A 26,401-nucleotide genomic window follows, 5' to 3' on the forward strand; every position below is an offset into this window, starting at 1 on the left:
TTTTTTATATTAAAATTCTAATTGTAAACCTACTGAAACCATCTTTGGCGTTGGGTATTGGTATTGATCCCCAGAACGTGTGCTTTCAGCATCCCAACCTCTCCATTTAGAGAAAGTAAATAAATTTTCTCCTTGGATAAATGTTCTTACACTTTTGAAAGGAGTTTTAGCTAAAGCTCTTTTAGATACATTATACCCAAAAGACACAAATCTCAATCTTACATATGAAGCATCAACTAAATATCTATCTGAGTTATTTTGTGACGCAATATTTGTAGCTTTCAAAGCAGGAATATTAGTATTTCTATTATCTGGAGTCCATGCATTTAACAAATCAGAAGTTAAATTAAATACACCAACATTATTTGTAGGATTTTGCAATCCTAATAAATCCCAATCCAATCTATATACTTTAGCAGTATAAGAGAAACTAGCATTTAAGAAAAATCCTTTATAGCTTGAATCAAATCCAAATCCACCTTGATAAACCGGTATTTTTGATTTTCCAGTATGAACTCTATCAGCAGCTGGGTCAGGGTTCTCAGTAATACTTCCGTTTTTATCCAAGAAAAGTAAATTACCATTTGCCGGGTTTACACCTGCATATCTAGTAAGGAAATATTCGTCAATAATTTTAGATTCTTCGATTACAGTACTACCATTATCAATTCTTCCAGTTGCACCAGCGATATCAATAATTTTATTTTTATTATATGATCCGTTAAAGTTAAATGAAAGATTAAACCCATCATTATTAGTAATAGCATCATACTTTAAAGTTGCTTCAACACCTTTATTCTCAAGAGAACCAAAGTTAGCATTAACGATAGTTGTAGCATTAATAGCTGATAAAGGAACAGGAATAAATAAATCTGTAGTTTTCTTTTCATAAACATCAAAAGATCCACTCAATTTACCGTTAAAAACTTCAAAATCTAAACCAATATTAGCTTGAGCCGTTTTTTCCCAACGCAAATCAGAAACTCCTAATTGATTAAGAACATATGCTTGCAAACCATTATATCCAGTTGCAGTAGTATATAATTCTTTTGTATTGTTTAAAGAAGAAAAAGATCCATTAGAAACGTCTTGATTTCCAGAAGTACCATAAGAACCTCTTAGTTTAAGTACATTAAATACAGAATTTTTCATGAAAGCTTCTTTGTCAATATTCCAACGACCACTTACTGAATAAAAAGTACCCCATCTGAATGAAGACGCAAATCTAGAAGAAGCATCTCTACGAATAGTAGCTCCAAAACCATATTTATCTGCATAATCATAATCAGCAGTAGCAAAGTATGAAAATAAACCAGCTGAAGCTTCGTAAGCACTTACAGTAGGAACGTTTCTATCGTTACTTGGTCCATCAAGAATGTAACCAGTACCTCCACCTGGAGAAGTTGTTTTTGGATCTAAACCTCTTTGACGGAAGTTCAATCCATTTAAATGTGACTTAATGTATTCTACAAAAGCAGAAGCACTCACACTGTGTTTTTCATTAAAAGTACGATCGTAAACTAATCTTGAGTTAGAAGTCAAAACAACTCTTCTGTCAAATGATTGAAATTCATGATCATTAGCAACTGCAGCAGCACCAAACAATAAAGAGTTAAATGAAACTGGACTTTGCCATTGATATTGAGTCTCTTGAGCATAGTCAATACCAAATGAAGAACCTACACTAAGATCTTTAGTTAATTTATAACTTCCGTCTAAATTCACTAAACCTTTTAATTCATCAACTACATTTTTATAAGTAGCTAATTTATCAACTAACATTAATGGAGTTAAAAGTAAAGTACCAGAAGCTCTATAATCAGCTAAAAGTTGAGCTGGAGTAGAATACTGACCAGCAGTAAGGTAAGGAGCACCAGTATTAGCACCTAATACATAGTTTCTATTTACCGCACCTGTACCAATACTATTTGGTTCGTTTCTTCTAGAGAAGTTAAGCGATGTTGTAGTAGAGTAATTGAACTTATCATCATTAGATTTTCCACTTACGTTACTTCTAAAACTGAATCTTTTTAAATCAGAATCAACAAGAATACCTTTTTGATCAAAATATCCAATAGAAGAGTAAGAAGTCATGTTTTTTCCACCACCTGATAAACTCAACACTTGGTTTTGAGAAACACCAGTTCTAAAGAAATAATCCAACCAGTCAAAATTAGGAGCAGCTGCAATTTCTGCATCAGTCATTGGAGCACCATTAACACCACCATTGAATCCTTTACCTCTACCATACGCTCTTTCAGTCGTAAGTAATTCTTGAGAATTCATTAAGTCATACTTAGTACTTTGTAAAGATGTAAAACCTGTAGTAGAAGTATATTTAATACTTAAAGGAGAATCGAAACTTCCTTTTCTTGTTTTTACGATGATTACACCGTTAGCACCTCTATTTCCGTAGATAGAAGTAGCACCCGCATCTTTTAATACAGAAACTGACTCAATATCATCTGGATTGATAGATCTAAAGTTATCAGAATCCAAAGGAATTCCATCAATAACGAATAAAGGTTCAACTTTACCGTTGATAGATCCTGTACCTCTAATAATAATTTGGCTATTAGCACCTGGTTGACCTGAACCTGAAGAAATATTCAAACCAGACACTTGAGCCTGTAATGTTTGAATAAAAGAAGCATTAGGTCTTCCTTCAATAGTCTTTGAACTTACAGTTACAGACGCAACATTAGATTTAGTTTTTGTTTTAGTTACATTGTAACCTTGAACAATCACATTCTCCAAAATTGTAGAATCATCTTCTAACTGAACATTGATTTTGCTTTGAGCACCAACAACGACAGTAACACTTTTTGAACCAATTAAAGAAAAAGTAATCTTTTCTCCAACTGATGCTTTAATAGCAAATTTACCGTCAAAATCAGTTTGTACTCCACGAGCTGTTCCTTTCACAACTACGTTAACTCCTGGCATAGACATCCGATCAGATTTGGATGTAACAACACCTGTTACAGTTTTCTCTTGTGCAAAAGAAAACTGAATAAAAAACGCTAAACATAGCGTAAGAATCCAAGTAAACTTTGATTTCATAAAATTATTTTTTTGAATTAGTTAAAGGACAAAACTATCATTTTAATATTAATTAACAAACTTTTAATACAGAAATATCCCTTAATCAGTAATTTAATTTTTAAATTATTTTTTTAACACCTTCCAGATTGATTCTTTTTTACCTTGAATTATTTTAAAAATATACAAGCCTGGCTTTAAAGATTTAACATCTAAAGATTGAATTGCATCATTTGTAGGTTGAGATATTTTTTTATTAATATGTCTAATCCCTAATATATCATAAACCTCAAGATACATAGCTTCTGACAACTCAGAATGAACTGCTATATTAACAACATCAGTCATCGGGTTTGGCCAAACACTAATAGAAGTGAATTCAAAATCATTATTAGCCAAACTACTATCATCTAAACCCGAAATTATTAATGAAAAATCTTGATTATCTCCTACTAATTTCCCTTTATGTGTTATTTTTATAGTGTAAACTTCTGCTAAAGGATTAGCTATTTCTATTTTTTCTACATTATCTACAAAATTATCCGCTTTTATTGCAGGCAATTCTTTTACATCATTCAACCTCCAAGGATAGAATACTTCCTCGCCTTTTTCAATTCTAATATCCAAATCATTTACTAATACTGGCGTGCTTAAATCTACAGTACCCATATTAGCATTTCCCGAACGATCAGTCCATGAAATAGTTGCCTTCAAAGGAATGCCCCCTTTTGCCTTAACCGTTTTAGTGAACACACTCCCTTGTGTCATAGAAACTGTTCTTGTATCAAACTCTTGAACAATTGCTTTTTTACTAGCAGTAGTTTTGTACGCATCAGTTATTACTTCAACTGATTTTTCTGCATTTATCAAACCCCATCCAAACCTTGGGTCTGGACCATCAGCGTCACCAGCCTCATCAGCTGTATGAATGATCAATCCTCTTAAAGTAGCCGATCTCATAAAATCAGTAGTGGTATTTCTAAAATGCTCTTGCAATAAAAGCAATGTTGCCGTTACAGCTGGCGCAGCCATCGATGTCCCTGACAAAGTAGTATAACCTTTATTACCAGCTGCACTACTAGTTGAATACACATTTACTCCTTTTGTTGAAATATCTGGTTTTACTCTATTATCATCCGTTGGCCCCCAGCTACTAAAGGCTGACATTACCACACTATTTGGGTCTACATATCCATTTGCACCTAACCCGTTAACGGCAGCTACAACAATTGCGTTTTTTGATGTTGAAAAATCAGACAATAAATCATAACCGTTTTTAGTTGGGTTTATTGTAGGGATATTGTTTCTGTCATTTCCAGCAGCAATTACAGGCTGATAATAAGGTGCGCTAAAAGCTACTGCATCTAAATCACGAGAATCATTTCTATAGGCACCAAAAATATAAACTGGAAAACTAGCATTACTTGACTGAAGACCATAAGAATGATTTGATACTAACAAACCATTATTCAATGCCAATTGTGCCATTTCTTCTAAATCCCTAGTCCAATTACTTACATAAGCATAAGCTTTATGAGCAATCCCTCTCCCTTTACCGTCGATTGAGTTTAATCCTGAACTAATCATAGTTCCCGTGACGTGAGTTGAATGATTTGAAATTGGGTTAGTATTGTTATCATAAACAAAAGCCCTACCTCCAAAATCTTCATGCTTAATATTTGCATTATCTTGATCCCAAACTCCTACATATAGTCCTTCACCGGTTAAATTCAATCCTAACCCACCGTTAAGTCCAAGTCTATTTGTTCTAGAAGTAAATGCTGAACCATCATTACTTGTAACACGGTATAGAAGAATTCCGTCATTTGTAACTTCTTTTACTTCTGAGTAACTTCCATCAGCATTTAACATACTTACAGGAAATCCATTTTGATTTGCAAAATCAACAGCTTTCTCATAAATCTTATTTTGACTTTCTCCATACTGCACTTTCAACTGATTAAGTTTAGCAACATTGGAGTATTTTAATATAACCTTTTTTTCTTTTTCTGTTTGAGATTGCATAGAGCTAGCAAACAAGAAAATAAAAAGTGACAACACTTTCAAAGTATTTTTTTTCATGATATGATTTTGAATTATTTATCCAGTTGGCTAAATTATAATTAATTTATAATTATCAATGAATAAAACATCTCTTTTATAAAGAAGTTGTTATTTCAAATAACTGTTATTATTAATTTTCAGAAAAAATCATAATATTTGCTACTTTAAAATAATCCTTTATGCTCGAAAATAATTTTTCAAAATTTATGTTAGAATCCGGAACAGATGAAGCTGGTCGAGGATGTCTTGCCGGTCCCGTGACCGCAGCGGCAATTATACTTCCGTCAGAATTTGAAAATGAAATATTAAACGACAGTAAAAAATTGTCTGAGAAAATAAGAGAAAGACTGAAACCAATTTTAGAGGAAATTGCAATCAGTTTTGCAGTGACCCATTTAGAACCGAATGTTATTGATGAAATCAATATCCTGAATGCATCCATAAAAGCGATGCAGGAATGTGTTTTAAAACTCAACCCACAACCGGAATATATTATCGTGGACGGAAACGCTCCTTTTATACATAAAAACGGGCTGAAAAATAAAGGGGGTAAATTTTACACTGCAGCCGAAATAAAAATTCTTACTTCCATTCCAAGTACAAGTATTATAAAAGGTGATGCTAAATACATGAGTATTGCGGCAGCCTCTGTATTAGCAAAAACCTACCGTGATGAATACATGAATCGTATTCACGAAGAATTCCCTATGTACAATTGGAAAAAAAACAAAGGCTATCCTACCAAAGAACATCGGGAAGCGATCAGGAAATATGGAGTAACCAAATACCACCGAATGAGTTTTCGATTATTGCCGGAACAATTAAAGTTGGAAATTTAAGCTAGATTGCAGAAGTTGAGAAATCAGCATCAAAAAGGGTAGAGAAATGTTTCAGAATTTTTTCTTTTACTTCTTCCTCGTTTACTTTTTCCACGCCCAGTTCCACTTGTAATGAAGTAACAGCCTTGCCTCTAATTCCACAAGGAATGATATTGTCAAAATAACCCAAATCGGCATTTACGTTTAAGGCAAATCCGTGCATGGTTACCCAGCGCGAAGCTCGAACCCCCAAAGCACATATTTTGCGGGCAAATGGTGTTCCCGAACCAAGCCATACTCCAGTTTCACCTTCACTCCTACCGCATTCCAAACCATATTCTTGTAAAGTAAGAATAATAGATTCCTCTAGCAATCGCAGGTATTTATGAATATCCGTAAAGAAGTTGTCTAAGTCCAAAATGGGATAACCTACAATTTGTCCCGGGCCGTGATACGTAATGTCACCACCGCGGTTTATTTTGTAAAAAGTAGCACCTTTAGCTTCCAATTGTTTTTCTGATAAAAGTAGATTACTTAAATCCCCGCTTTTCCCAAGTGTGTACACATGAGGATGCTCGACAAAGAGGAAATAATTTGGCGTCTCTAGATTAAGTTCTTCTCTCCTGTTTCTGATTTTTAAATCGACAATTCCCTTGAACAATTCTTCCTGGTATTCCCAAGTTTCTTTATAGTCTTTATTTCCTAAATCTTGAAGTTGGATTGATTTGTTCATTTTTTATGAGGCGCAAAGGATTTGAAGCGCAAAGGTACAAAGTTTATATTGAAGTCATATTGAATTCAAGTATCCAAAAATTGTTATTCTAAAACTACTTCCAGATTTGTAATTTCAGGATTTTGCAAACAGTCCGTTAATAAGAAAATCAATTTTAAAGACTTTTGGTCTGCGCCAATAATTGCATTTACATTAGAAACCGATTTAATTTTTCGAGGGAAATGGTAGTTAAGAGTATAAGTTAGTCCTTTATTAAAATCCAATAAAAAACTCTTTTCATTATACATTTCTCTATACTTAATAAACTCTATATTATTTAAAACTTTGAAGCTTCTATTAAAAACAATCCCGTCAAAGGAATATTTAATTTCTTTCTCCTCTTTATCTAAATTCATAGGACGATTATCTTTTAGACAATTTATATACTTATATCCATTTTTAAGATCTACTATTTCATTGACCGAATTGAAATTTTGAGAAAGCTTGTATATATATTCCTTATCAATCGAATTTTCCTTGTTGTATATTTCTATTTGCTCGTGTTTCTTTAAACAAGTTTGTTCCGCTTTTGAAAACCTAGAGAATGTATCCTTATAAAAATGTATTAACTCTTTAATGGTTATTATTTCTTCAATAAAACCCTCTTCCTTAGCATAATCTTCTTTCAAAAACTGCATATATCGATATTCGTCTCTTTGTGATATGATTTCAATTTTACCACTACTATTATCATTGATAAAAATGTTTTCAGTAACATTACACACAATACTACTATTTAAAAATAACAAAGAAACAGAGACGATTGATACTAAAGTTTTAAGAAGCATTTTTTAATTTTATTTTATAATCTAACAACAATTAATTCAACACTAAAGTACTTTACTTATTCTAAAACCACTTCCAGATTTGTAATTTCAGGATTTTGTAAAAAATCGAATATTAAAAACTGCAATTCTAATGCTTTTTTATCAGCACTGATTATAGCATTATTATTTGAAACTGATTTTATTTTTCGTGGAAAATGATACTTTAAGGTATAAGTTTGCACCAGTTTAAAACTAACAAGTTGCTTTTTATAGGATTCAATTTTTTCTTTTTCCTTCTGGAAGATATCCTCATCTGTAATAGTTACAATCCTATTAAAGTGATTACCATTTAAAGCAAAGCGCACATTATAATAATGTTCTTCAGCAGTTAATGCATAATTATGAACTAGGTCACTAACGTAGTTTTCAGTTTTAGAAAGGTCTGCTATATCTTCAACTTTTTGAAAATTTTGCGTAATTATAGTTCTAAATTCTTTATCGAAAGCACTTTTTTTGATGTGAACATTCACGTTTTTAAACTTACTGAACAAGTCTTGCTCTGGTTGGGTATATTTTATGAAATTATCATTATGCTTATTGATATAGTCTTGAAAAACATAAGTCGTGTCGCTAAAAACAGTCTCTTTGGAATAATTTTCTCCTGCAATTTGCATATAGCTGTTTTCGTCACGATGTTCATTAATTTCAATCGTTCCGCTTCCATCAGGATTGATGTGAATAGTCTCAGTTACTTGACAACTTGTGGCGATAGCAATTAAAAGCAGATAAAAACAGTATTTCATTTTATTAATTATTCAGGTTTAAGGCTCCAAATATACTATGAATTAAACTACAGTTCTTACATTTTAACAAAACATTCTTACAAAGATTATTCGTGCTTAATAGCCCCGATGGCAGCGTTATCCCGCACCTTTTTTTGGTGCGGGATAACGCTGCCATCGGGACAAATCGTGTTTATAAAAACTATTGTTTCTGCTCCTGAAATCAAACAATTTAATAATATGACATTCCAACTTATTAGCATTGCTATTTTAAGTCATAAAGGTTATATTTGCAGTCTTAAAATCTGAATATAATGGCATTATCTGAACAAGAAATTATCCGTAGAGAAAAACTACAAAGCTTACGCAACCTAGGGATTAACCCTTATCCTGCAAATCTTTTCCCTGTAAATCATACTTCGAAACAAATAAAGGAAAGCTTTGAAGAAGGTAAAAAGGTGATTGTTGCCGGGCGTTTGATGAGTGTAAGGGATCAAGGAAAAGCTTGTTTTGCCGAATTGCAAGATAGCGAAGGCCGCATACAATTGTATGTGAACCGCGATGTGTTGTGTGAGGGTGATGATAAAACATTATACAATCAGGTATTTAAAAAACTGACCGACTTAGGTGATTTTATTGGTATCGAAGGAGAATTGTTCACTACTAAAGTAGGTGCGCAATGTATTCGTGTGGATGGATTTACTTTTTTGAGTAAAACATTGCGTCCGTTACCATTACCAAAAGTAGATGAAGACGGAAAAGTGCACGACGCTTTTAATGACGCTGAATTGCGTTACAGAATGCGTTATGTGGATTTGACGGTGAATCAAAATGTGAAAGAGACGTTTATCAAGAGAACAAAATTGTTCAACTCGATGCGTACTTTCTTTAACGATGCAGGATATCTTGAGGTGGAAACCCCAATTTTACAATCGATTCCTGGTGGTGCTGCGGCGCGTCCGTTTATCACACACCATAACTCACTAGATATGCCATTGTATATGCGTATTGCTAATGAGTTGTACTTAAAAAGATTAATTGTAGGTGGATTTGACGGAGTGTATGAGTTTTCTAAAAACTTCCGTAACGAAGGAATGGACAGAACGCACAACCCGGAATTTACAGCTATGGAAATATATGTAGCCTACAAAGACTACAACTGGATGATGGAGTTTACGGAGAACTTACTGGAACATTGCGCTATAGGTGTAAATGGAACTAGTGAAGCGACTTTTGGCGAACATAAAATCAGCTTCAAAGCACCTTATGCTCGTGTTACAATGACTGATTCTATCAAACACTTCACTGGTTTTGATATTTCAGGAAAAAGCGAAACAGAACTTTTTGATGCTGCCAGAGGAATGGGAATTGAGGTTGATGAAACTATGGGTAAAGGAAAATTGATTGATGAAATTTTTGGCGCTAAATGCGAAGGAAATTATATTCAACCAACATTCATTACTGATTATCCTAAGGAAATGTCACCGCTTTGTAAAGAGCACCGTGACAATCCTGAATTGACAGAACGTTTTGAATTAATGGTTTGTGGTAAAGAGGTTGCAAATGCCTACTCGGAACTAAATGACCCAATTGATCAAAGAGAGCGTTTTGAAGAACAAATGCGTCTTGCTGAAAAAGGAGATGATGAAGCAACTGGAATTATTGATGAAGATTTCTTGAGAGCACTTGAATATGGAATGCCTCCTACATCTGGATTAGGGATAGGTATGGACCGTTTAATGATGTTCTTGACTAACAATGCCTCAATTCAAGAAGTATTGTTCTTCCCACAAATGAGACCTGAGAAAAAACAAGTTCAAATTGAACTGGAAGACGACGAAAAACTTATTGTTGCCTTATTGAAAACCAATGACAACCAAATGGATTTTGGCGCACTTAAAACCAAATCAGAATTGAGCGGTAAAAAATGGGATAAAGCGATGAAAAACCTTTCTTCTCTAGGAATGACTGAAGTGGTTGTTGTAGGAGATGTTAAAGCTTGCAGACTGAAAGAGTAAGTTTTACTCAATATATACTTATAAAAAAGGAACTTCAATTGAAGTTCCTTTTTTTATTACACTTAAGTTATTACTTTCTATAATTCCCTTTCGGTAAATAATAAAGCCAACTGAAACCTATCAAAAACAAGATCAAGGAAGCGATAAATGCTGGGATCAAAATTTCTCTATGATTGTCTAACGCATTATTTAACGAGGCGTACAACAACCAGATCTGAATCGTGACATTTAAGATTAAAATGAATATCAGCGTTGAAAGGATGTTGTTTAGCTTGTTGGGATTAGCTTTGTTTTGGCTTGTTCTAAAATTACTCATAACAATTGAATTTAATTATTCCTGTTTCTTAACTCATCACATTCTCTTGTGATGCTTTCACGTAAATATCTTTGTCTTTAAAGAACACTTCCAGTTTAGGCAAAGCTCTTGGCGGCGGTCCTGCAATCACATCACCTGTCATAGCATCAAACGATCCTTCGTGACAAGGACAATGAATAATCCCGGTTCCCGGCTTGTAAAAAACCGAACAAGAAAGATGGGTACATTTTTGCTCATAGGCTTTATATTCCCCATTTTCTAGATGAATCAAGATATAAGGAACAGTACTCCCTTCTATAACAAAACCTCGTGTTCCCCCTACTGGAACTTCGTCTTGCTTGCATACAAAATGCTCGCCAGCCACTTCTTCTTTAGGTAATAAATATGCTTTGGCAGCGACCAAACCACTACCAACCATTAGTCCTCCTGAAACCAGCGTCAGGAATTTTGCAAAATCACGACGACTGACTTGCGTGGCTTCTTGTTTTAAAATTGGAAAGTCTTTTTTCCAGTTTTCGTTTAAATTATCTTCTTTTGACATTTTTTAAAGTTTAAAGTTTAAAGTTTCCCGTTTAAAGTTGTTCTACTCACTTTTCACATTTCACTTTTCACGACTAATATATTATCAACTCAGTACTGCCTTTAGGCATCATGATATTCACTTTGGTATTTACAATCTCTTTTCCGAAAACAAAGGTGTTTACAGGCGAACTGTTTGGACGCATTTCTTCGATTTCCGCTTTTGTACCGTAGAACAAGGCGCCACTTGGACAAACGGTGGCACACATTGGTTTTTTTCCAACGCTCGTTCTGTCATAACACATCGTACACTTCATCATCAAATCGTACTCTTCAATTTTCTTTGGCACACCAAAAGGACACGCAATCACGCAATTCGAACAACCGATACATCTTTCGGTATTGGCAGTATGTACGATTCCGAATTCGTCTTTTGATATCGCATCAGCTGGGCATACACTAGCACAAACAGGGTCATCGCAATGCATACACACCTGAACTGTAGTTTGAACCGTTGAAGCACGATCTACATAATTGACATGAATCATAGAGTCTTGTCCGTTTGTTTCACATTCGGCGCAAGCTAATTCACAAGCTTTACAACCTATGCAACGTTGCATATCTACAAAAAACTCTTCGTTTGTATTGAAACTGGTATAGTTCATAATTTAGCTTTTTATAGATTAAACACTGGCATAAGCCTTAGATTCTTTGGATGGTGGAGCGATTTCTTTGAGCGGCTCTAAATGACAGGCACAAACCTTAAATTCCGGTATTTTGGAAATCGGGTCTAATGTTCCTGGTGTCAATTGATTTGCTGATTTTTTTCCAGACCAGTGGTACGGAATAAAAACAGTATCTTCTCTAATTGTTTCCACTATATTCGCAGGAAAAATCCCTTCTCCTCTTCGAGTGGAAACCTTAATTAATTCTCTTTGTTGTATCCCGTATTGTTTGGCCAAATTAGGATGAATTTCCAATAATGGCTCGGGAAACTGATCCACTAGTTTACCAATTCTACGCGTTTGTGTTCCGCTTAAATATTGCGAAACAACACGACCTGTAGTTAAAATTACAGGATAATCCGCATCGGTTACTTCACCCGGAAGTTTGTATGGTGCAGGGTTAAAATGTGCTTTCCCATCTGGTGTTTTAAATTTTTTATCTTCCCATAAACGTGGAGTCCCGGGATGGTCTTCCGTTGGACAAGGCCAAAAAATTCCCATATTTTCTTCGATTCTTTTATAGGTAATTCCGTTGTAATCGGCTGTCCCGCCTTTAGAAGCGACACGTAATTCGTTAAAAATCGCTTCGCTGGTATCATAAGTGAATTTATCTTCTTGTCCCAAACGTTTTGCTAATTCCAAAATGATAGAAGTATCTGTTCTTGCGTCTCCAGGAGGCGTTACCGCCTGACGAATTCTGATTACTCTTCCTTCTGCTGATGTTGTCGTTCCTTCTTCCTCTTCTTGCAAAGAACCCGCTAGAACAATATCAGCATGGCGAGCAGTTTCATTTAGGAAAAAATCAATACAAACATAAAATTCCAGTTTCTCCAATGCTTCTCTAACGTAGTTACTATTAGGCAATGACACCAACGGATTGAAACAAATAGACAATAAGCCTTTGATTTCACCACGGTGAATCGCTTCTATAATTTCATAAGCCGAAAGTCCTTTTCCAGGCATATCCTTTTCATCAATTCCCCAAACATCAGCAATATACTTGCGATGCTCCGGATTTTCGATATCTCTATTTCCAGGTAATTGATCGCATTTATGTCCGTGTTCTCTTCCACCCTGACCATTTCCTTGACCGGTAATGGTTCCGTATCCGCAATATGGTTTTCCAATTCGTCCTGTTGCCAGAACCAAATTGATACAACCCAAAACGTTATCCACTCCTTTTGAATGGTGTTCAATTCCGCGGGCATGCAGCAAGAAACTGGTTTTCGCTTTACCCCATAACTCAGCGGCTTCTTTTATTTTTTCTTTCTTGATTCCAGTGATTTCTTCGGCCCATTCTAAGGTATAATCCTTTACGGCATCCAAAGTAACATCAAATCCAGAAGTATAATTATCTATAAAATCGTGATCCAACATATCGTGATCCACTAGGTATTTCAACATTGCTCCGTAAAGCGCAGAATCGGTACCAGGTTTTACATCCAAATGCACATCGGCAGTTCTGGCAAGCGGAATCATTCTTGGATCGATTACAATCAGTTTGGCTCCGCGATCTCTCGCTTTCCATATCCAATGAGTCAATGTTGGGAACGTTTCACTGATATTGGCACCAGCCACAATAATCACTTCGGCATATTCCAGATCCGAATAAGTATTAGAAGCTCTGTCTAATCCAAAAGCCTTTTTATTCCCCGCACCGGCACTCACCATACACAAACGACCATTATAATCCAGGTTTTTTGTTTTTACAGCCACACGAGCAAATTTACCCATAAGGTAACTTTTTTCATTGGTTAAAGAAACACCCGATAGTATCGAAAATGCATCTTTCCCGTATTGCTCCTGAATGCGTTTAATTTCCGAAACCGTTTTATCCATCGCTTCATCCCAGGAAGTAGGTTCAAAACCTTTCCCTTCTACCCTTTTTATAGGGCCCAACAAACGGTCAGGATGGTTGTTTTGCAGGTAGCGTTGCACCCCTTTTGGACAAAGACGACCTTCGTTAAAAGGAAATTCCATCCATGGTTCAAAACCAACCACTTTATTGCTTTTAACCAACAATTGAATTCCGCATTGCATACCACAAAAGCAACAATGTGTTTTCACCACTTCATCCGGTTCGTCTCTTCCATCAAAGCCTTCTTTCGGGCTATAATTTAGATGCGGACCAAAATCTTCTATAATTTTTTCTGCTGAAACAGGTAATTTTGCCATGTTTTTTATATTTTCTGTTCTTGGTTTTTCTCTGTGTTATGTTGATGTCCCAATTGTAAACTGTGGCCACAAACTGCGACTGAACACTAAAAACTGAACATTGATTACTCTTTAATTATCCAAATAAATTTCCGCCAGCTTGCCTTGCTTTTAAATGGGCTTGTGCCAAACGCGATCTTTTTCCCTCAGGGCTCAAATCTAAATGAGAACCACCATCTTCCATACTGAAATCAAAACCAAGTTCTTTAGTTACTGTTTTAAGGTCATTGATGTGCAAATTTGTAGCATACTCTTCTCCTGTATGTTTGCAAACCGCCATTCCTTGTTTCATCCCTTGTTTCTTGTAAATATGGGCACCAATCTGGGCTGGACGTTGAATGATATGAAAGAATTTCCCAAAAGGAATCCAAATCAAAAACATAATAACAGTCACTGCATGAATTACTGCCAAGAAATCAAAAGCAAATCCTTTCATAAACTGATACGAATAAGTCAACCCTAATCCAGTAACTGATACTGCAATCAACAAAATAAGCGGCAATAAATCCCCTTCAAATGTTTGCGTAGCAATTAACCCAGGATTAGTCAAACGTCTTCTTAAATAATACAGCGAACCTAAAATCACCAAATAAGAAGACCAGTTTAACGCATGAAACGTTAGAAATGCTATAATAGAACCTAATTTAAATGACATCATATGAAAACCAAAAAAGTGAGCTTCATAAATATCAATTCCACCTGGAGCCAAAGTAAAATGAATCCATCCAAAAGTTAAAGGAATAGTAATCATAAAAGCAGAAGTACAACCAACGGCTATCATGAAATGGGCTACCCATCGGTATTTTCCCCTTGGATAAATAAATTTCTGAAAAGCGATGTTTTCGATGGTTTCTTTGGAAGCAAACCAAAAATGCGAAAATACTTTCCCCGTAACCAAGTACATTATTCCTCTTTTAAAATAAATCCAAGTGGGTGGCCTTTGTAACCAAACCGAATAGCGGTAAACAATACCAAAAAAAGCGAATACCGTCCCGAATAAATAAGTGATTAAAGCGGCATCAAAATTCTGTAAATTTCTGGAACCAAAAAACACCAGCACAATAGAGAATATTGACATTCCGGTGGCTATAAGTAAAGCCTTGGTATTAAAAGTTCTGTTTTTCATTTCCTAAAATTTTAATAAGTATATATCTAAGTCGTTTTGTCAAGAAACCTACAAGACCCTAAGACCTTGTAGGTATATAAAATAATTCTCCTTTTTAAAACGAATATGAAATCATAATCTAATTTGGCTTTTCACATCCTTTACGGTTATAAAACCACCAGTTGATTGTTGTAGCTAATATAGTGAAAAGAATCAAGCCCATAAAGAATTGATTTGCAACACCATTACCTGTAATATTATTACCAAAGAATATGAACCACACTTGATGGGCAAACCCTCTTTCGTACTAAATAATCTATAAATCCACTTACGGATTATCGACTTCCCTTTTAGGTCCTTGGTAATACCACCAGTTCAGAATTAAGCAAAGCAAATAATAAACTGCAAAACCGTATAATGCATACTCAGGTGTTCCTGCCGTTACCTGCTGTCCAAACACATTAGGAATAATAAACGCTCCATAAGCAGCAATTGCAGCTGTCCACCCTAATACTGGCCCTGCTTTTTCTTTACTAAAAATATAAGGAATACTTCTAAAAGTCGATCCATTCCCAATACCAGTTGTTAAAAACAAAACCATAAATGCTCCGAAAAATGGCCACCAATACGATTCTGGAGTTTCAGAACCTCTTGCTTGTACCACATAATAGGCAACAGTCAATGCAGCTATAATTTGAAAAATAGTACTCCACATTGTAATTTTAGCACCACTATTAACTTTATCAGCAAGAATTCCTCCTATTGGTCTAACTAAAGCCCCAAACATTGGCCCTAAGAATGCCCAAAGCATAATGTTAGGAGCATTAGGATTTACCCATTCTGGATCTAATGGATTTGAATACACAAATATATCTTGCGCTAATTTTGGGAATACCATCGAAAATCCAATGAAAGAACCGAAGGTCATTGTATAGATAATCGTCATTATCCAATTGTGTTTGTCACCAAGTATCGAAAATTGTTTATTAAGATTCTCTTTTATATCAGCTGGAGTTCCAAATTTCATTAATAAAACGGTAATAACTATTACAACAGGGAGAACAATCCACATCGCAGCATCTTTCATTCCAAAAGAATCCCAAGGAATACCAATTAACATGAAAGCACCAATACCTGCCGCTACCAAACCTAACATTATCATATACAATGTTTTTGAAACTCCTTTAGCCGTGTCTGGCATACTTGGAGTTCCTGTAGATACATTGTTCATCCCAAAAAATGCTGCTAAAGAAGCTAATACAATAAGTGGAACCCAAATCCATGCTGCATTTTGCATTCCTTCAAAAGGGGCTCCTTTTGCAGTTGCAATTGCACCAGCTGTTCCACCAAATAAAGAGAATGTTACTATAAAAGGAATCGTTTTCTGCATAACCGCAACACCTAAGTTACCAAGTCCTGCATTCATTCCCAATGCATATCCTTGCGCTTTTTTAGGGAAAAAGAAAGATATATTACTCATTGAAGAAGAGAAATTACCTCCACCAAGTCCAGACAATAACGCCATAATTGCAAAAAACATATAAGGTGAATTTACATCTGACAATGCTATTCCTGTTCCTATTGCTGGAATAAGTAACAATGCCGTTGTAACAAAAACTACATTTCTACCTCCTCCTAATGATATTAAAAAAGAGTTAGGCAGTCGTAAAGTTGCACCTGCAAGCCCTGCAATTGCCGGCAAAGTATAATAGAGGTTATTTACTTCTTTCAAAGCATTTACATAATCATCAGTTCCCGCAACCAACCCATCGGTCATTCCGAAATTAAAACCAAAATCTTTCATATACTTTATTAGTACTCCCCACATAATCCATATAGAGAATGCAAGTAATAATGCAGGAATAGAAGTCCATAGATTTCTATTAGCTATCTTTTTTCCTGTAGACTCCCAAAAACCTTCGTCGTCAACGTTCCAATCTTTAATATTTACTGACATAAAATTGTTGTTTTTAAATTTAAAACTAATTAGGTAGAATGTACTTTATGCCTTTAGACATTAAGACTTTTTGACTATTTTTAATGATTAATATGTTCGATATCCCTAGTAAATCCAGGTGTTTTCTTTCTAAGAATTTTGATGATGGTTTTGTGCATCCAAATCAAACAAGCAGTGGAAATCACAAATATAAAGAGCCAAGAACTCGTCCAGAGGCCGGTGAAATTCAAGAGGTAACTAAAGATAATTGGTCCAAAAAAACCACCTAATCCCCCAATTAATCCTACCATTCCACCCACAACTCCCACTTCGTTCGGGAAATATTCCGGGATGTGTTTGTACACCGCCGCTTTACCGATTCCCCATGAAATTCCGATTAATACCACGAGAATAACATACACCCACATATTGGCAGCAAATTTGATTTGTGTTACCCCTTTAGCCAATAATTCTTTCTTGCTAACGGACTGATTTTCTTTCACCACAATTTCTTGCCATGAGGTTTTAACCGGTAAAATAGAGGCATCCGTTAGTGCAACATCTACCTTTGGTTTTATCTTGTAGTCATTATTGTTTAATACTAATCCAGAAGGAGTTACTGTAGTTACCACACCGCTATTATTGGCCATTACACCAGGTCCTGAAGTAAAGATTTCCATTTTAGGGAACATCAACAGGAAACTGATGACCATAGTAGATCCCAATACCCAGTACATTACTTTTCTGGCACCAAATTTATCCGACAAATACCCCCCGAAAGCTCTAATAACACCACCTGGCAAACTGAACATAGTGGCAAACATTCCTCCCATAACCAGTGAAGTGTGGTACACATTCATAAAGTTTGGTAACAACCATTGGGAGTAAGCCACAAAACAACCAAAAACCAAGAAGTAGTAAGCACCAAATCTCCATACTCTGGCAGATTTCAATGGAGTCAATAACGTTTTTAGGTTTTTAGTGTCTCCTTGCGGTTTTTTATTCTTGGCGAATATTACAAAGAGGATTCCAATGGCCACTAATACCGCCCCGTAAGTTACCGGCAGCATTTTCCAACCGTCAGTAGGATCGTTTTTTGAAAAATTATTTAATAAAGTAGGCGCGATAAAAGTAGTGATGGCAGCTCCCGCATTTCCCATTCCGAAAATACCCAAAGCTCTACCCTGCCAGTTTTGTGGATACCAAACTGAAGTGTACCCAATACCTACCGCAAAGCTGGTTCCTATTAGTCCGAAGAGGAAACTCAAAACGGCAAAACTCCAAAACGTATCTGCAAAAGGCAGCAAAAACAAAGGAATGGAACAAAGAAACAACAAGATGGAAAATATAATTTTCCCCCCGTATTTATCCGTTAGAATCCCAATGGGAAGACGAAAAATAGCACCAGACAAAATGGGAATTCCCAAAAGCCAACCTACCTCTACAACGCTCCAATTGAATATGCCTCTATCTACAAGAAAGGTAACCAAAACACCATTTAAAGTCCAACAGGCAAAACAAATTGTAAATGCTAATGTGTTTAGAAATAAGATTTTGTGGGATTGCGATAAACTACTCATAAAAACAACTTTTTGTTAATGATGTAAAATTAATCTGTTGGCGCTTCCTAAAATATGATATATGTCAGTCAGTCAGTCAGTAAAAAGAGGCTCATATTAACCAAAAAACGGATTGCTTAACCCGAATTTACGCATAAATATCTAATAATAAAACAATTACGATAATATGATTGTAATCATAAAAATTTATTTTTCAAAAAAAAATACATATACAGGAAATACAGGTTTTTTTAAAACATATTGAATTTAACTCGAAAAGCAGAATAATAGTCAAGTTCCTATTATTAATTCCATTAGTGCTAATCCCGCTATTTTAAAACTTTTCGAAAAAAATCTTCTTTCGGCTGTAATAATTTAGAACTTTAGCCACTAAATAAGAAAAACAATAGTGAGCAGCGATTTTTACACCACATTCATTTTGCCTTATGCCGGAATCATCATTAAGATTTGCAGGGCCTATTCCAATACCCAAGAGGATTTTGAAGATTACTATCAAGAAGTCTGTTTACAGATTTGGAGAAGTCATAACAGTTTTCGAGAACAATCGGAATGGTCGACTTGGGTCTATAGAATCTCTTTGAATGTGTGTTTGACTTTACTCAAGAAAAACAAAAAAAAGGAAAATCAAATTTCTTCAGAATTTTTGCCTGACGAGGCAATAGAAGACAGCCGTTCCTTTACGGATGAATCCCTTAACCAACTCTATCAAGCTATCAGGCAATTATCTGATGTGGACAGAGCGGTTATTATGCTTTATCTGGAGGAAAAGTCATATCAGGAAATCGCCGAAATTATTGGAACAAACCCAAACAACATTGGGGTACGCATTAAACGAATTAAAGAACGCTTAAAAAAATTATTAGATGGAAAAGTCAATTGAAACAATATGGAAAGAAGGTTTTTTGAAAAATGATGCTTTATTAGCACCAAAACTGAATGACCTCTACAATCAGAAATCGATAGACATTGTCGATAAGTTCAAAAGAATGTATAAAATAAATCGGATTGCAATCATAGCATTTGCCTTCATAATACTTCCGATTTCTTTTATTGTCAGAATACCATATATGGGTATCGGAATGTTTCTCATATTCAGTGTAATCTCTGTTATTGCCAACAAATTCAGTAAAAGCTTAAACAAAATAGACAAAACCGTAAGCAGTTACCAATACCTGATTTCTTTTGACAATTGGGTTAAGGAAATGATTTCGGTAAACACAAAATTGTCTCGCTATTTGTATCCTTACGTTTTCATAATTATGGTTTCCGCATTTTGGTTTGGAGCTATTGGTGGAGATGTTCCGGGTGACAAACTTTTAAACTATATCCTTTTGGAGTACCCTGACACCTATTTGATCTTTGGTTTTCCTTTAATCTTGATAGTTGTTGCCTTACTAATAGTTGGCTTATTAGCATTCTTTGGGGGACAAATAGGAAAATGGGATTTGAATCTTGTTTATAGTGGAATATTAAAAAAACTAGACGAAACACTAGCCGATATGGAGGAATTGAGAGCCTAATTTCAGTTCATCGATAAAAGGAAAATTTGTTGGCATAGGTCAAGCCAATTACGGCTTGTTTTCAATTCAACATTGAATTTTGCTAGTATTTTCAAGGTCTCCTTTTCGAATACATTTCTAACCTTCTGCTTTGTCAGAAGGTTTTTTTTATCTAAAAAGGACAATCCACACTACAAAATATAACCTTTTTGAACAAATTATATTTGGCCAAAGCCAAGGGCTATTGAATTATCTGTGTTTCTAAAAAAAAATAAAACCTTTGCGTCCTTTGCGAATCCTTTGCGCCCTTTGCGGTAAAAAATTGTGCTTAAAAAATCAGCCCCCAATTTTTATCATACTTCTATTCTTCGAAAACAAATCCGGATTTTGAAACTTGGCATCGTCATCCATCCCGCCACGCATTGCCATTTTGGATTTTATGTTCGAAAAAATAAGCGGTTCGATCGATTCTCCAGCACGTAAGCTTTGCAGTAAGTCCGTTTCAGAATTCGAGAAAAGACAGTTTTTCAATTTACCGTCGGCAGTTAGGCGAATGCGGTTACACGTACTGCAAAAAGGGTTTGTCACGGAGCTAATTACAGAGAAACTCCCTTTGTAAGATGTTATTTTATGGTTTTTAGCGGTGTCATGCGGTTTATCCGTCAAGCGCTCTACATTTTCAGCAGAATAGTTATCATTGACCTGCGTGAGGATTTCGGCATAAGACACCAGTTTATCTTTCTTCCATTGATTACCATCAAAAGGCATAAACTCGATAAACCGAATCTGGATATTCCTGTCTTTGGTCAATTCAATAAAATCAATGATTTCGTTGTCATTAAAGCCTTTCATCACCACCACATTTAGTTTTAGATTAAACCCATTGGCGTCAAGCAATTCCATATTCTCCTGAAATTTATCGAAATAATTTCTTCGGGTAATTTGGTTGAACTTTTCTTTTTGAAGGCTATCAATACTCAGATTCAGCGTGTGTATTCCCGCTTCCTTGAAGGTTTCGATAAAATCATGAACTAGAATTCCGTTAGTCGTCAAAGTAAGCTCGACACCCAGTTTTCCTAATCGTTGAATTATGTCTGCGGCATCTTTTCGAACCAAAGGCTCTCCGCCCGTCAATCTAATTTTGTTTACACCCAAATTGACAAAAGTCTGGGCAATGGAAACAATTTCATCTGCAGTCATCAGATGCGCTTTTGGCGTAAGCGCAATCCCTTCGGCCGGCATACAATAAGTACATCTCAAATTACAATTCTCTGTAATCGAAATGCGCAAATAACTGTGCATGCGTCCGTGGGTGTCCTGCATTTGAATGTTATTTTCCATGGTTGAATCCGTTTAGTATTTTGAACAAATGTAATACCGAAGGAAAAACAGCGTCCATAGATTCTCCAGCACCTGCGGTAGAACCCGGCAAGGCCATAATTAGTGTGTTCCCTTTGAAACCCACAACACTACGGGACAACATCGCATAAGGTGTGCGGTCCTGACCGTAGGAACGAATCGCTTCTTCGATACCGGGAATACGTCGATCAAGCAACGGAATCACCGCTTCGGGCGTGACGTCTCTGTTTGACAATCCAGTTCCGCCAGTGATGATTAGCAAGTCGGTTTTTTGGGCGCACAGTTTATTGATGGTGTTTTGAATATCCAAAACCTCATCTGGAATGATAATATAATTCGAAACTTCTAATCCTAAGTTTTTGATTTTATCAGAAATCACTTTACCCGCTCTATCTTCTTTTTTTCCGCTGGAAACACTGTCTGAGCATACCATAACCGCAACGGCCAAATCCTGAACTTCCTTGTTTCCGTAATCGGATTTTCCTCCTTTTTTATGCAGTAATTTTATGGTCGAAATCTCCACGTTTTTGTCGATAGGTTTCAACATGTCGTACATCGTCAGGGCAACGATAGAAGCACCGTGCATGGCCTCGACCTCAACACCAGTTCTATAAATTGCTTTTACGGTCACTTTTATCACTACCGAATCCTCCAATAACTCATATTCAATTCCCGTGAATTCAATAGGCATCGGGTGGCAATCCGGAATAGAGTTCGATGTGTTTTTTACCGCAAAAAGTCCAGCTGTTCTGGAAACTTCCAAAACATCGCCTTTCGGAACGGTTTTATTCAAAATCGCTTGCATGGTTTCCGGCGAGCCTACTTTTATGATTGCCTGTGCCGTTGCCGTGCGTTGCGTGATTATTTTATGGGTGATATCTACCATTTTATGTTGTGTTCTTTTATTAAACTTGAACTTTTATTTAATTTTTACCATTAAGATATTTAGAAAATTAAGCCTGAAATCTTAACGAATCTTAATACCTTAATGGTTCAAAAAAACTTTTTACTTTATCCTTTTTTATACAGATTTTTTTTATCTGATTTTAAAAAATCTGAGGAATCCGTGTTTTATGTAATTGCTCGCAGATTATGCAGATTTACGCTGATTCTTGTATTTAAAATATAAAATCCGTACTAATCCGTTTAATCTGTGTCATCCGTGTTCTATTTATTTTACTGTGAAAAATCTAGGTATTCTTTTTCCAAGTATACGTTTCGTCTTCCATTATTTCTTTGCCAAAAACGGCTGTTTTTTCTTTTATTTCTTCCACCAAAAATTCCAAAGCTTCATAAACCACTTTTCGTCTTGGCGCCGACACAAAAACAAACAGACAGATCTCCCCCGTTTTTACGGTTCCCAGGCTGTGGTAAATGTGCAAACACGAAAGCTCATATTTTGCAAAAGCGGCTTCGCGAATTTCGTGGAACGTTTGCTCTGCCATTTCCTCATAAGCAGAATACTCAATTGCTACAACCGTTTTTCCGTCGATCACATCGGCACGCACTTGACCCAAAAAGATATTGTGTGCTCCAATAGTCGTTTTACTTTGGTGTTTCGCTATCGAATTCCCAATGAAATCTGACGATATAGGACCTTGAATGAAGGATGTTTTTTTAGGTTTTGCTGTTGACATTATTGTATCGTTTTATTTTTTATTTTCTAATTATATTTTGATGGATTCAATTCCGTTTTCGAGATGTGAAAGCTTAATAAATCCTTCTTTTTTCAAATAGGCTAAAGCCAATTGGCTGCGTTGTCCGCTTTGGCAAAACAAAACGATTTCTTTGTTTTTGTCCAGTTGGTTGCAGTAGCTTTCTAACGACGATATTGGTACGTTCACCACATTTGTAGCTTCCCATTTTGGTTCTTCATAATCTTCTCTGATATCGATAACCAAACAATTATCCAGTCGACATTTTTCAATGAATGTTGCTGCTGATATGTTTTCATTTACATTATTCGAATCCTGTTGCTGAATCGTTAATCCATTGGTGAGACCTTCCTCAATGGCTGCCGGATTTTTATTAAAATCAATTAGTTGTGTTTGATAATGCAAGCCATCATAGAGCAACAATTTACCCGATAATACTGTTCCTATTTCAAGAATGATTTTGAGCACTTCAGTCGCCTGAAACGAACCTAAAGTATTGGGCAATACCCCCAAAACACCCGAAGCAACACAATTGGGAACCGAACCTAAGCTTTCCGTTTGCGGAAACAAACAGCGGTAACTTGGACCGTTTTTATAATTAAAAACCGAAACCTGCCCTTCAAATTTATAAATCGAAGCATAGACCACTGGAATGTTTTTGACAATCGAAACATCATTAATCAGATAGCGAATCCCGATCGTATCCGTACAATCGACAATGATTTGGTAGTCGCCCACGATTTCGAAAGCATTTTCCTTTTTGAAAAATTCATTAAAAACACGAACCTCCACATCAGGATTGAGCTCCTGTATCGCTTCGGCAGCTGTTACAGCTTTGCTTTTTCCACAATCTTTCAAAGTGTACAACAACTGGCGATGCAAATTAGTTTCTTCTACCATATCTCCATCCACAATCCCGATAAAACCGACTCCAGCCGCAGCAAGATTTTGTAAAACCGGACATCCCAAACCACCAGCACCAATTACCAAAACTCTTGCTTTTTGTAATTTTTGCTGTCCTAAAACCCCAATTTCTGGAAGAATAATTTGTCTGGAATAACGTGTTGTGTTTATCACTTCTTTATATTTTTATCTTTCGCCTTTTCACTTCTCACCTTTCACTTCTCACAGTTTACCCTCCCGCAAAAGGAGGCAGAAAAGCAATTACATCTTGATCGTTTATAGCTGTATCCATCCCGACCATCGCTTGATTTACGGCAATGGAATAATTATTTTTTTGCAATTCCTGATAAGCTGATTCCATTTTTAATTTCAAAGAATTCACAGTCACATTGGATTCATCCAAAACCAACTGCTCTTCTTTCTTCTTGGTTATCTCTGCCAATACTCCAAAATATTTAATGTTTAGAATCATAATTGTATTTTTTGATACTCTTCGGGAGTATTTATATTTTGCACTTGAGTCCTCCATTTTTCAGGAATATGAAGCGTTTGATGCTTTACTTCTTCAATTACTTGTCGCAATCGCAATTGCTCCTTTTTTAAATTTTCTTCGAAAACGCTTACCAATGATTGTTCATAAATAGCAATAAGCGGATAGACCTTGTCATCGAGTTGCACTTGGGTCATCTCATAAGAATCGTCCTTGTTTTCCAAAATCCAAAGCAATAATTCCGTTGTTACCAATGGCGCATCTACGCTAAGGATAAAATTATTTTTTGTTTTAGACTGTTTCAAAGCGGTATAAATACCACCCACAGGACCTTTGTCCGCAACGATGTCTTCAATTCGAGTATAACCTAAAAAATCATAGTCCACATTCGAAGAAACAATAACAATATTCTCGCCCACAATTGGCTTTACCGCATCGCAAATATGACTAACAAATGGTTTGCCGCCCAAAAGCAACAGACCTTTGTCTGTTCCCATACGTTGGCTTTTTCCTCCGGCTAATATGAATGCAGTATAACTGTTTATCCTCCCCCCGGCCCCCTCCGAAGGAGGGGGAGACGTGGTAGAAGTATATTGTGTTACTTTATTTGGCTCTATCATTATTCTTGATTCCTTTCTTCTATATTCTTATTTCTATTCTCTTTATTCCTTCTTCTATATTCTTTCTTCTTTATTCTATATTCTTCTCACTCTTCACTCTTCACTGCTCAAATCAAGCCGTTACATATAATTTATAAATCGCTATCCCAAGAACTAGTGCGAGTACATTTTTTAAAACAACAGAATTAAATTTCTTGCTTCCGTAATAAGCGCCAAAAAAACCACCCACAAACACTATCCCTATCAACGGCATCGATGATTCAGGCAAAACACCTCCTTTTAACAGAAATCCTGAAATTCCAGAAACGGAGTTAACCAATATAAACAAAGCCGAAACGGCTGCCGTTTGTTTCATAGTTCCCCAGCCCATAAGGATGATTACAGGACTCAAAATTATTCCGCCCCCAATTCCTATCAATCCCGACAATAAGCCGATTACAGCACCCACAATCAAGGCTCCATACAAATTCAAAGGCGTTATCTCCTTTTTTTCTTTTCCCAAAAAACCCATTAATCTCAAAACGGCAAAAACCAATACCGTCGCCAATATCACTTTATAATAAAAAGTGGGTACGGAAAGGTAGCCTCCCAAAAAAGAGAAAGGAACAGAGGTTATCGCAAAAGGATAAAACAAGTTCCATTTGAATTTTTTCTCGCGGTAATAGAAATAAAAGGAAATTCCGGAAACTAAAATATTAAGCACTAAAGCCGTTGGTTTCATAACTGTTATCGGAAATGCGAAAGCACTCATTAATGCTAAATATCCACTTGCTCCGCCGTGTCCCACACTAGCATACAAAAAAGCTACAACAGGCAACAAAAGCAACAATAAAGGCATATCAAATAAATCTATTGGCGTCATACAGTATGCTTTTTCAATTGTTCATCCAAGAAATCCCAACAAGCCATATTGATGGATTCAAAAGTTTCAATCAAGGATTTGCCATACGGAGTCAGTATCGTACCACCTCCTTTGCTTCCTCCTACCTGTGTTTCTATCAGTGGACTTTTTGCCGCTTTATTGGATGCATCCACCAATTTCCAAGCTTTTTGGTAGGATAAGTTCATAGCTTTGGCTGCCTTATTCAACGAACCCGTTTCTTCAATTAGTTTTAATAACTGAACACGACCTTCACTGATAAGAATCCCCTCATCATTTTCAATCCAAATTTTACTCTTGATTTTCATATGCGAATTTTTATAGTTTTTAATTGGTC

Annotated in this window: 24 protein-coding genes; 4 read left to right on the top strand and 20 right to left on the bottom strand. The window is 35.8% G+C overall.

Translation table 11 applies throughout. The annotated features are described in order from the left end of the window. Positions 1-9 precede the first annotated feature (9 nt). Positions 10-3,063 (bottom strand): SusC/RagA family TonB-linked outer membrane protein, encoded by a 3,054-nt coding sequence (locus tag FLAK523_RS00360; RefSeq protein WP_248905188.1) that lies wholly within the window; start codon positions 3,061-3,063, stop codon positions 10-12. 105 nt (positions 3,064-3,168) lie between these two features. Next, positions 3,169-5,124 (bottom strand): S8 family serine peptidase, encoded by a 1,956-nt coding sequence (locus FLAK523_RS00365; protein WP_248905190.1) that lies wholly within the window; start codon positions 5,122-5,124, stop codon positions 3,169-3,171. Positions 5,125-5,285: 161 nt separating this feature from the next. Here FLAK523_RS00365 and FLAK523_RS00370 point away from each other — a divergent pair, with 161 nt between their 5' ends. After that, positions 5,286-5,945 carry a ribonuclease HII gene (locus FLAK523_RS00370; RefSeq protein ID WP_248905192.1) on the top strand — a complete coding sequence of 220 codons (660 nt, stop codon included), beginning with the start codon at positions 5,286-5,288 and terminating at the stop codon, positions 5,943-5,945. Position 5,946: 1 nt separating this feature from the next. Here the strand turns inward: FLAK523_RS00370 and lipB are convergent, their stop codons facing one another. The 3 genes from lipB to FLAK523_RS00385 form a co-directional block, all read right to left on the bottom strand. Next, the gene (lipB, locus tag FLAK523_RS00375) at positions 5,947-6,657 is read right to left on the bottom strand and encodes a lipoyl(octanoyl) transferase LipB (RefSeq protein ID WP_248905194.1); all 711 of its coding nucleotides are present in this window, start codon (positions 6,655-6,657) and stop codon (positions 5,947-5,949) included. 83 nt (positions 6,658-6,740) lie between these two features. Continuing rightward, positions 6,741-7,484 (bottom strand): hypothetical protein, encoded by a 744-nt coding sequence (locus tag FLAK523_RS00380; RefSeq protein WP_248905196.1) that lies wholly within the window; start codon positions 7,482-7,484, stop codon positions 6,741-6,743. A gap of 56 nt (positions 7,485-7,540) precedes the next feature. After that, positions 7,541-8,266: a hypothetical protein gene (locus FLAK523_RS00385; protein ID WP_248905198.1), complete on the bottom strand. Its 726-nt coding sequence runs from the start codon at positions 8,264-8,266 to the stop codon at positions 7,541-7,543. Positions 8,267-8,559: 293 nt separating this feature from the next. Between FLAK523_RS00385 and lysS the strand changes: the two genes are divergently transcribed. After that, on the top strand, positions 8,560-10,263 hold the full coding sequence (lysS, locus tag FLAK523_RS00390; protein WP_248905200.1) for a lysine--tRNA ligase: 1,704 nt from the start codon (positions 8,560-8,562) through the stop codon (positions 10,261-10,263). A gap of 70 nt (positions 10,264-10,333) precedes the next feature. Here lysS and FLAK523_RS00395 read toward each other — a convergent pair whose 3' ends face one another. From FLAK523_RS00395 to FLAK523_RS00425, 7 genes are all read right to left on the bottom strand, one after another. Then, positions 10,334-10,579, bottom strand: coding sequence for a DUF6755 family protein (locus FLAK523_RS00395; protein WP_248905202.1), 246 nt, complete (start codon positions 10,577-10,579; stop codon positions 10,334-10,336). Between the two features lie 28 nt (positions 10,580-10,607). Further along, complete coding sequence (locus FLAK523_RS00400) at positions 10,608-11,120, bottom strand: Rieske (2Fe-2S) protein (protein ID WP_248905204.1); 513 nt, start codon at positions 11,118-11,120, stop codon at positions 10,608-10,610. A gap of 73 nt (positions 11,121-11,193) precedes the next feature. Then, positions 11,194-11,763: a 4Fe-4S dicluster domain-containing protein gene (locus tag FLAK523_RS00405; protein WP_248905206.1), complete on the bottom strand. Its 570-nt coding sequence runs from the start codon at positions 11,761-11,763 to the stop codon at positions 11,194-11,196. 18 nt (positions 11,764-11,781) lie between these two features. Beyond that, on the bottom strand, positions 11,782-13,998 hold the full coding sequence (locus FLAK523_RS00410) for a molybdopterin oxidoreductase family protein (RefSeq protein WP_248905208.1): 2,217 nt from the start codon (positions 13,996-13,998) through the stop codon (positions 11,782-11,784). A gap of 115 nt (positions 13,999-14,113) precedes the next feature. Further along, positions 14,114-15,163, bottom strand: coding sequence for an MFS transporter (locus tag FLAK523_RS00415; protein ID WP_248905210.1), 1,050 nt, complete (start codon positions 15,161-15,163; stop codon positions 14,114-14,116). A 307-nt stretch (positions 15,164-15,470) separates the two neighbouring features. Further along, entirely contained in the window at positions 15,471-17,099 is a 1,629-nt protein-coding gene (locus tag FLAK523_RS00420; protein ID WP_248905211.1) for a hypothetical protein, read from the bottom strand. A gap of 80 nt (positions 17,100-17,179) precedes the next feature. Continuing rightward, positions 17,180-18,658, bottom strand: coding sequence for a nitrate/nitrite transporter (locus FLAK523_RS00425; protein WP_248905213.1), 1,479 nt, complete (start codon positions 18,656-18,658; stop codon positions 17,180-17,182). 388 nt (positions 18,659-19,046) lie between these two features. Between FLAK523_RS00425 and FLAK523_RS00430 the strand changes: the two genes are divergently transcribed. Next, entirely contained in the window at positions 19,047-19,538 is a 492-nt protein-coding gene (locus FLAK523_RS00430; protein ID WP_248905215.1) for an RNA polymerase sigma factor, read from the top strand. Continuing rightward, positions 19,522-20,178, top strand: a complete 657-nt coding sequence (locus tag FLAK523_RS00435; protein ID WP_248905217.1) for a hypothetical protein — start codon at positions 19,522-19,524, stop codon at positions 20,176-20,178. Before FLAK523_RS00430 ends, FLAK523_RS00435 begins: the two co-directional genes overlap by 17 nt. Before the next feature lie 315 nt (positions 20,179-20,493). On the opposite strand, the gene moaA is transcribed toward FLAK523_RS00435, so the two are convergent. From moaA to FLAK523_RS00475, 8 genes are all read right to left on the bottom strand, one after another. Beyond that, on the bottom strand, positions 20,494-21,498 hold the full coding sequence (gene moaA / locus FLAK523_RS00440; protein WP_248905218.1) for a GTP 3',8-cyclase MoaA: 1,005 nt from the start codon (positions 21,496-21,498) through the stop codon (positions 20,494-20,496). Further along, complete coding sequence (gene moaCB, locus FLAK523_RS00445) at positions 21,488-22,402, bottom strand: bifunctional molybdenum cofactor biosynthesis protein MoaC/MoaB (protein ID WP_248905220.1); 915 nt, start codon at positions 22,400-22,402, stop codon at positions 21,488-21,490. The genes moaA and moaCB overlap by 11 nt, the downstream gene beginning before the upstream one ends. A gap of 304 nt (positions 22,403-22,706) precedes the next feature. Beyond that, a complete protein-coding gene (locus FLAK523_RS00450) occupies positions 22,707-23,153 on the bottom strand; it encodes a molybdenum cofactor biosynthesis protein MoaE (protein WP_248905222.1) in 447 nt (148 codons plus the stop codon). Between the two features lie 30 nt (positions 23,154-23,183). Next, positions 23,184-24,248: a HesA/MoeB/ThiF family protein gene (locus tag FLAK523_RS00455; RefSeq protein ID WP_248905223.1), complete on the bottom strand. Its 1,065-nt coding sequence runs from the start codon at positions 24,246-24,248 to the stop codon at positions 23,184-23,186. A 55-nt stretch (positions 24,249-24,303) separates the two neighbouring features. Next, a complete protein-coding gene (locus tag FLAK523_RS00460) occupies positions 24,304-24,546 on the bottom strand; it encodes a MoaD/ThiS family protein (protein WP_248905225.1) in 243 nt (80 codons plus the stop codon). Then, a complete protein-coding gene (locus FLAK523_RS00465) occupies positions 24,543-25,061 on the bottom strand; it encodes a molybdenum cofactor guanylyltransferase (protein ID WP_248905227.1) in 519 nt (172 codons plus the stop codon). The genes FLAK523_RS00460 and FLAK523_RS00465 overlap by 4 nt, the downstream gene beginning before the upstream one ends. A 235-nt stretch (positions 25,062-25,296) precedes the next feature. Next, positions 25,297-26,046 carry a sulfite exporter TauE/SafE family protein gene (locus FLAK523_RS00470; protein WP_248905228.1) on the bottom strand — a complete coding sequence of 250 codons (750 nt, stop codon included), beginning with the start codon at positions 26,044-26,046 and terminating at the stop codon, positions 25,297-25,299. Then, on the bottom strand, positions 26,043-26,372 hold the full coding sequence (locus tag FLAK523_RS00475; RefSeq protein WP_248905230.1) for a winged helix-turn-helix domain-containing protein: 330 nt from the start codon (positions 26,370-26,372) through the stop codon (positions 26,043-26,045). The genes FLAK523_RS00470 and FLAK523_RS00475 overlap by 4 nt, the downstream gene beginning before the upstream one ends. Between the last annotated feature and the right edge of the window lie 29 nt (positions 26,373-26,401).

Origin of the sequence: Flavobacterium sp. K5-23, from assembly GCF_023278045.1 — a bacterium.
GTDB lineage: Bacteria > Bacteroidota > Bacteroidia > Flavobacteriales > Flavobacteriaceae > Flavobacterium.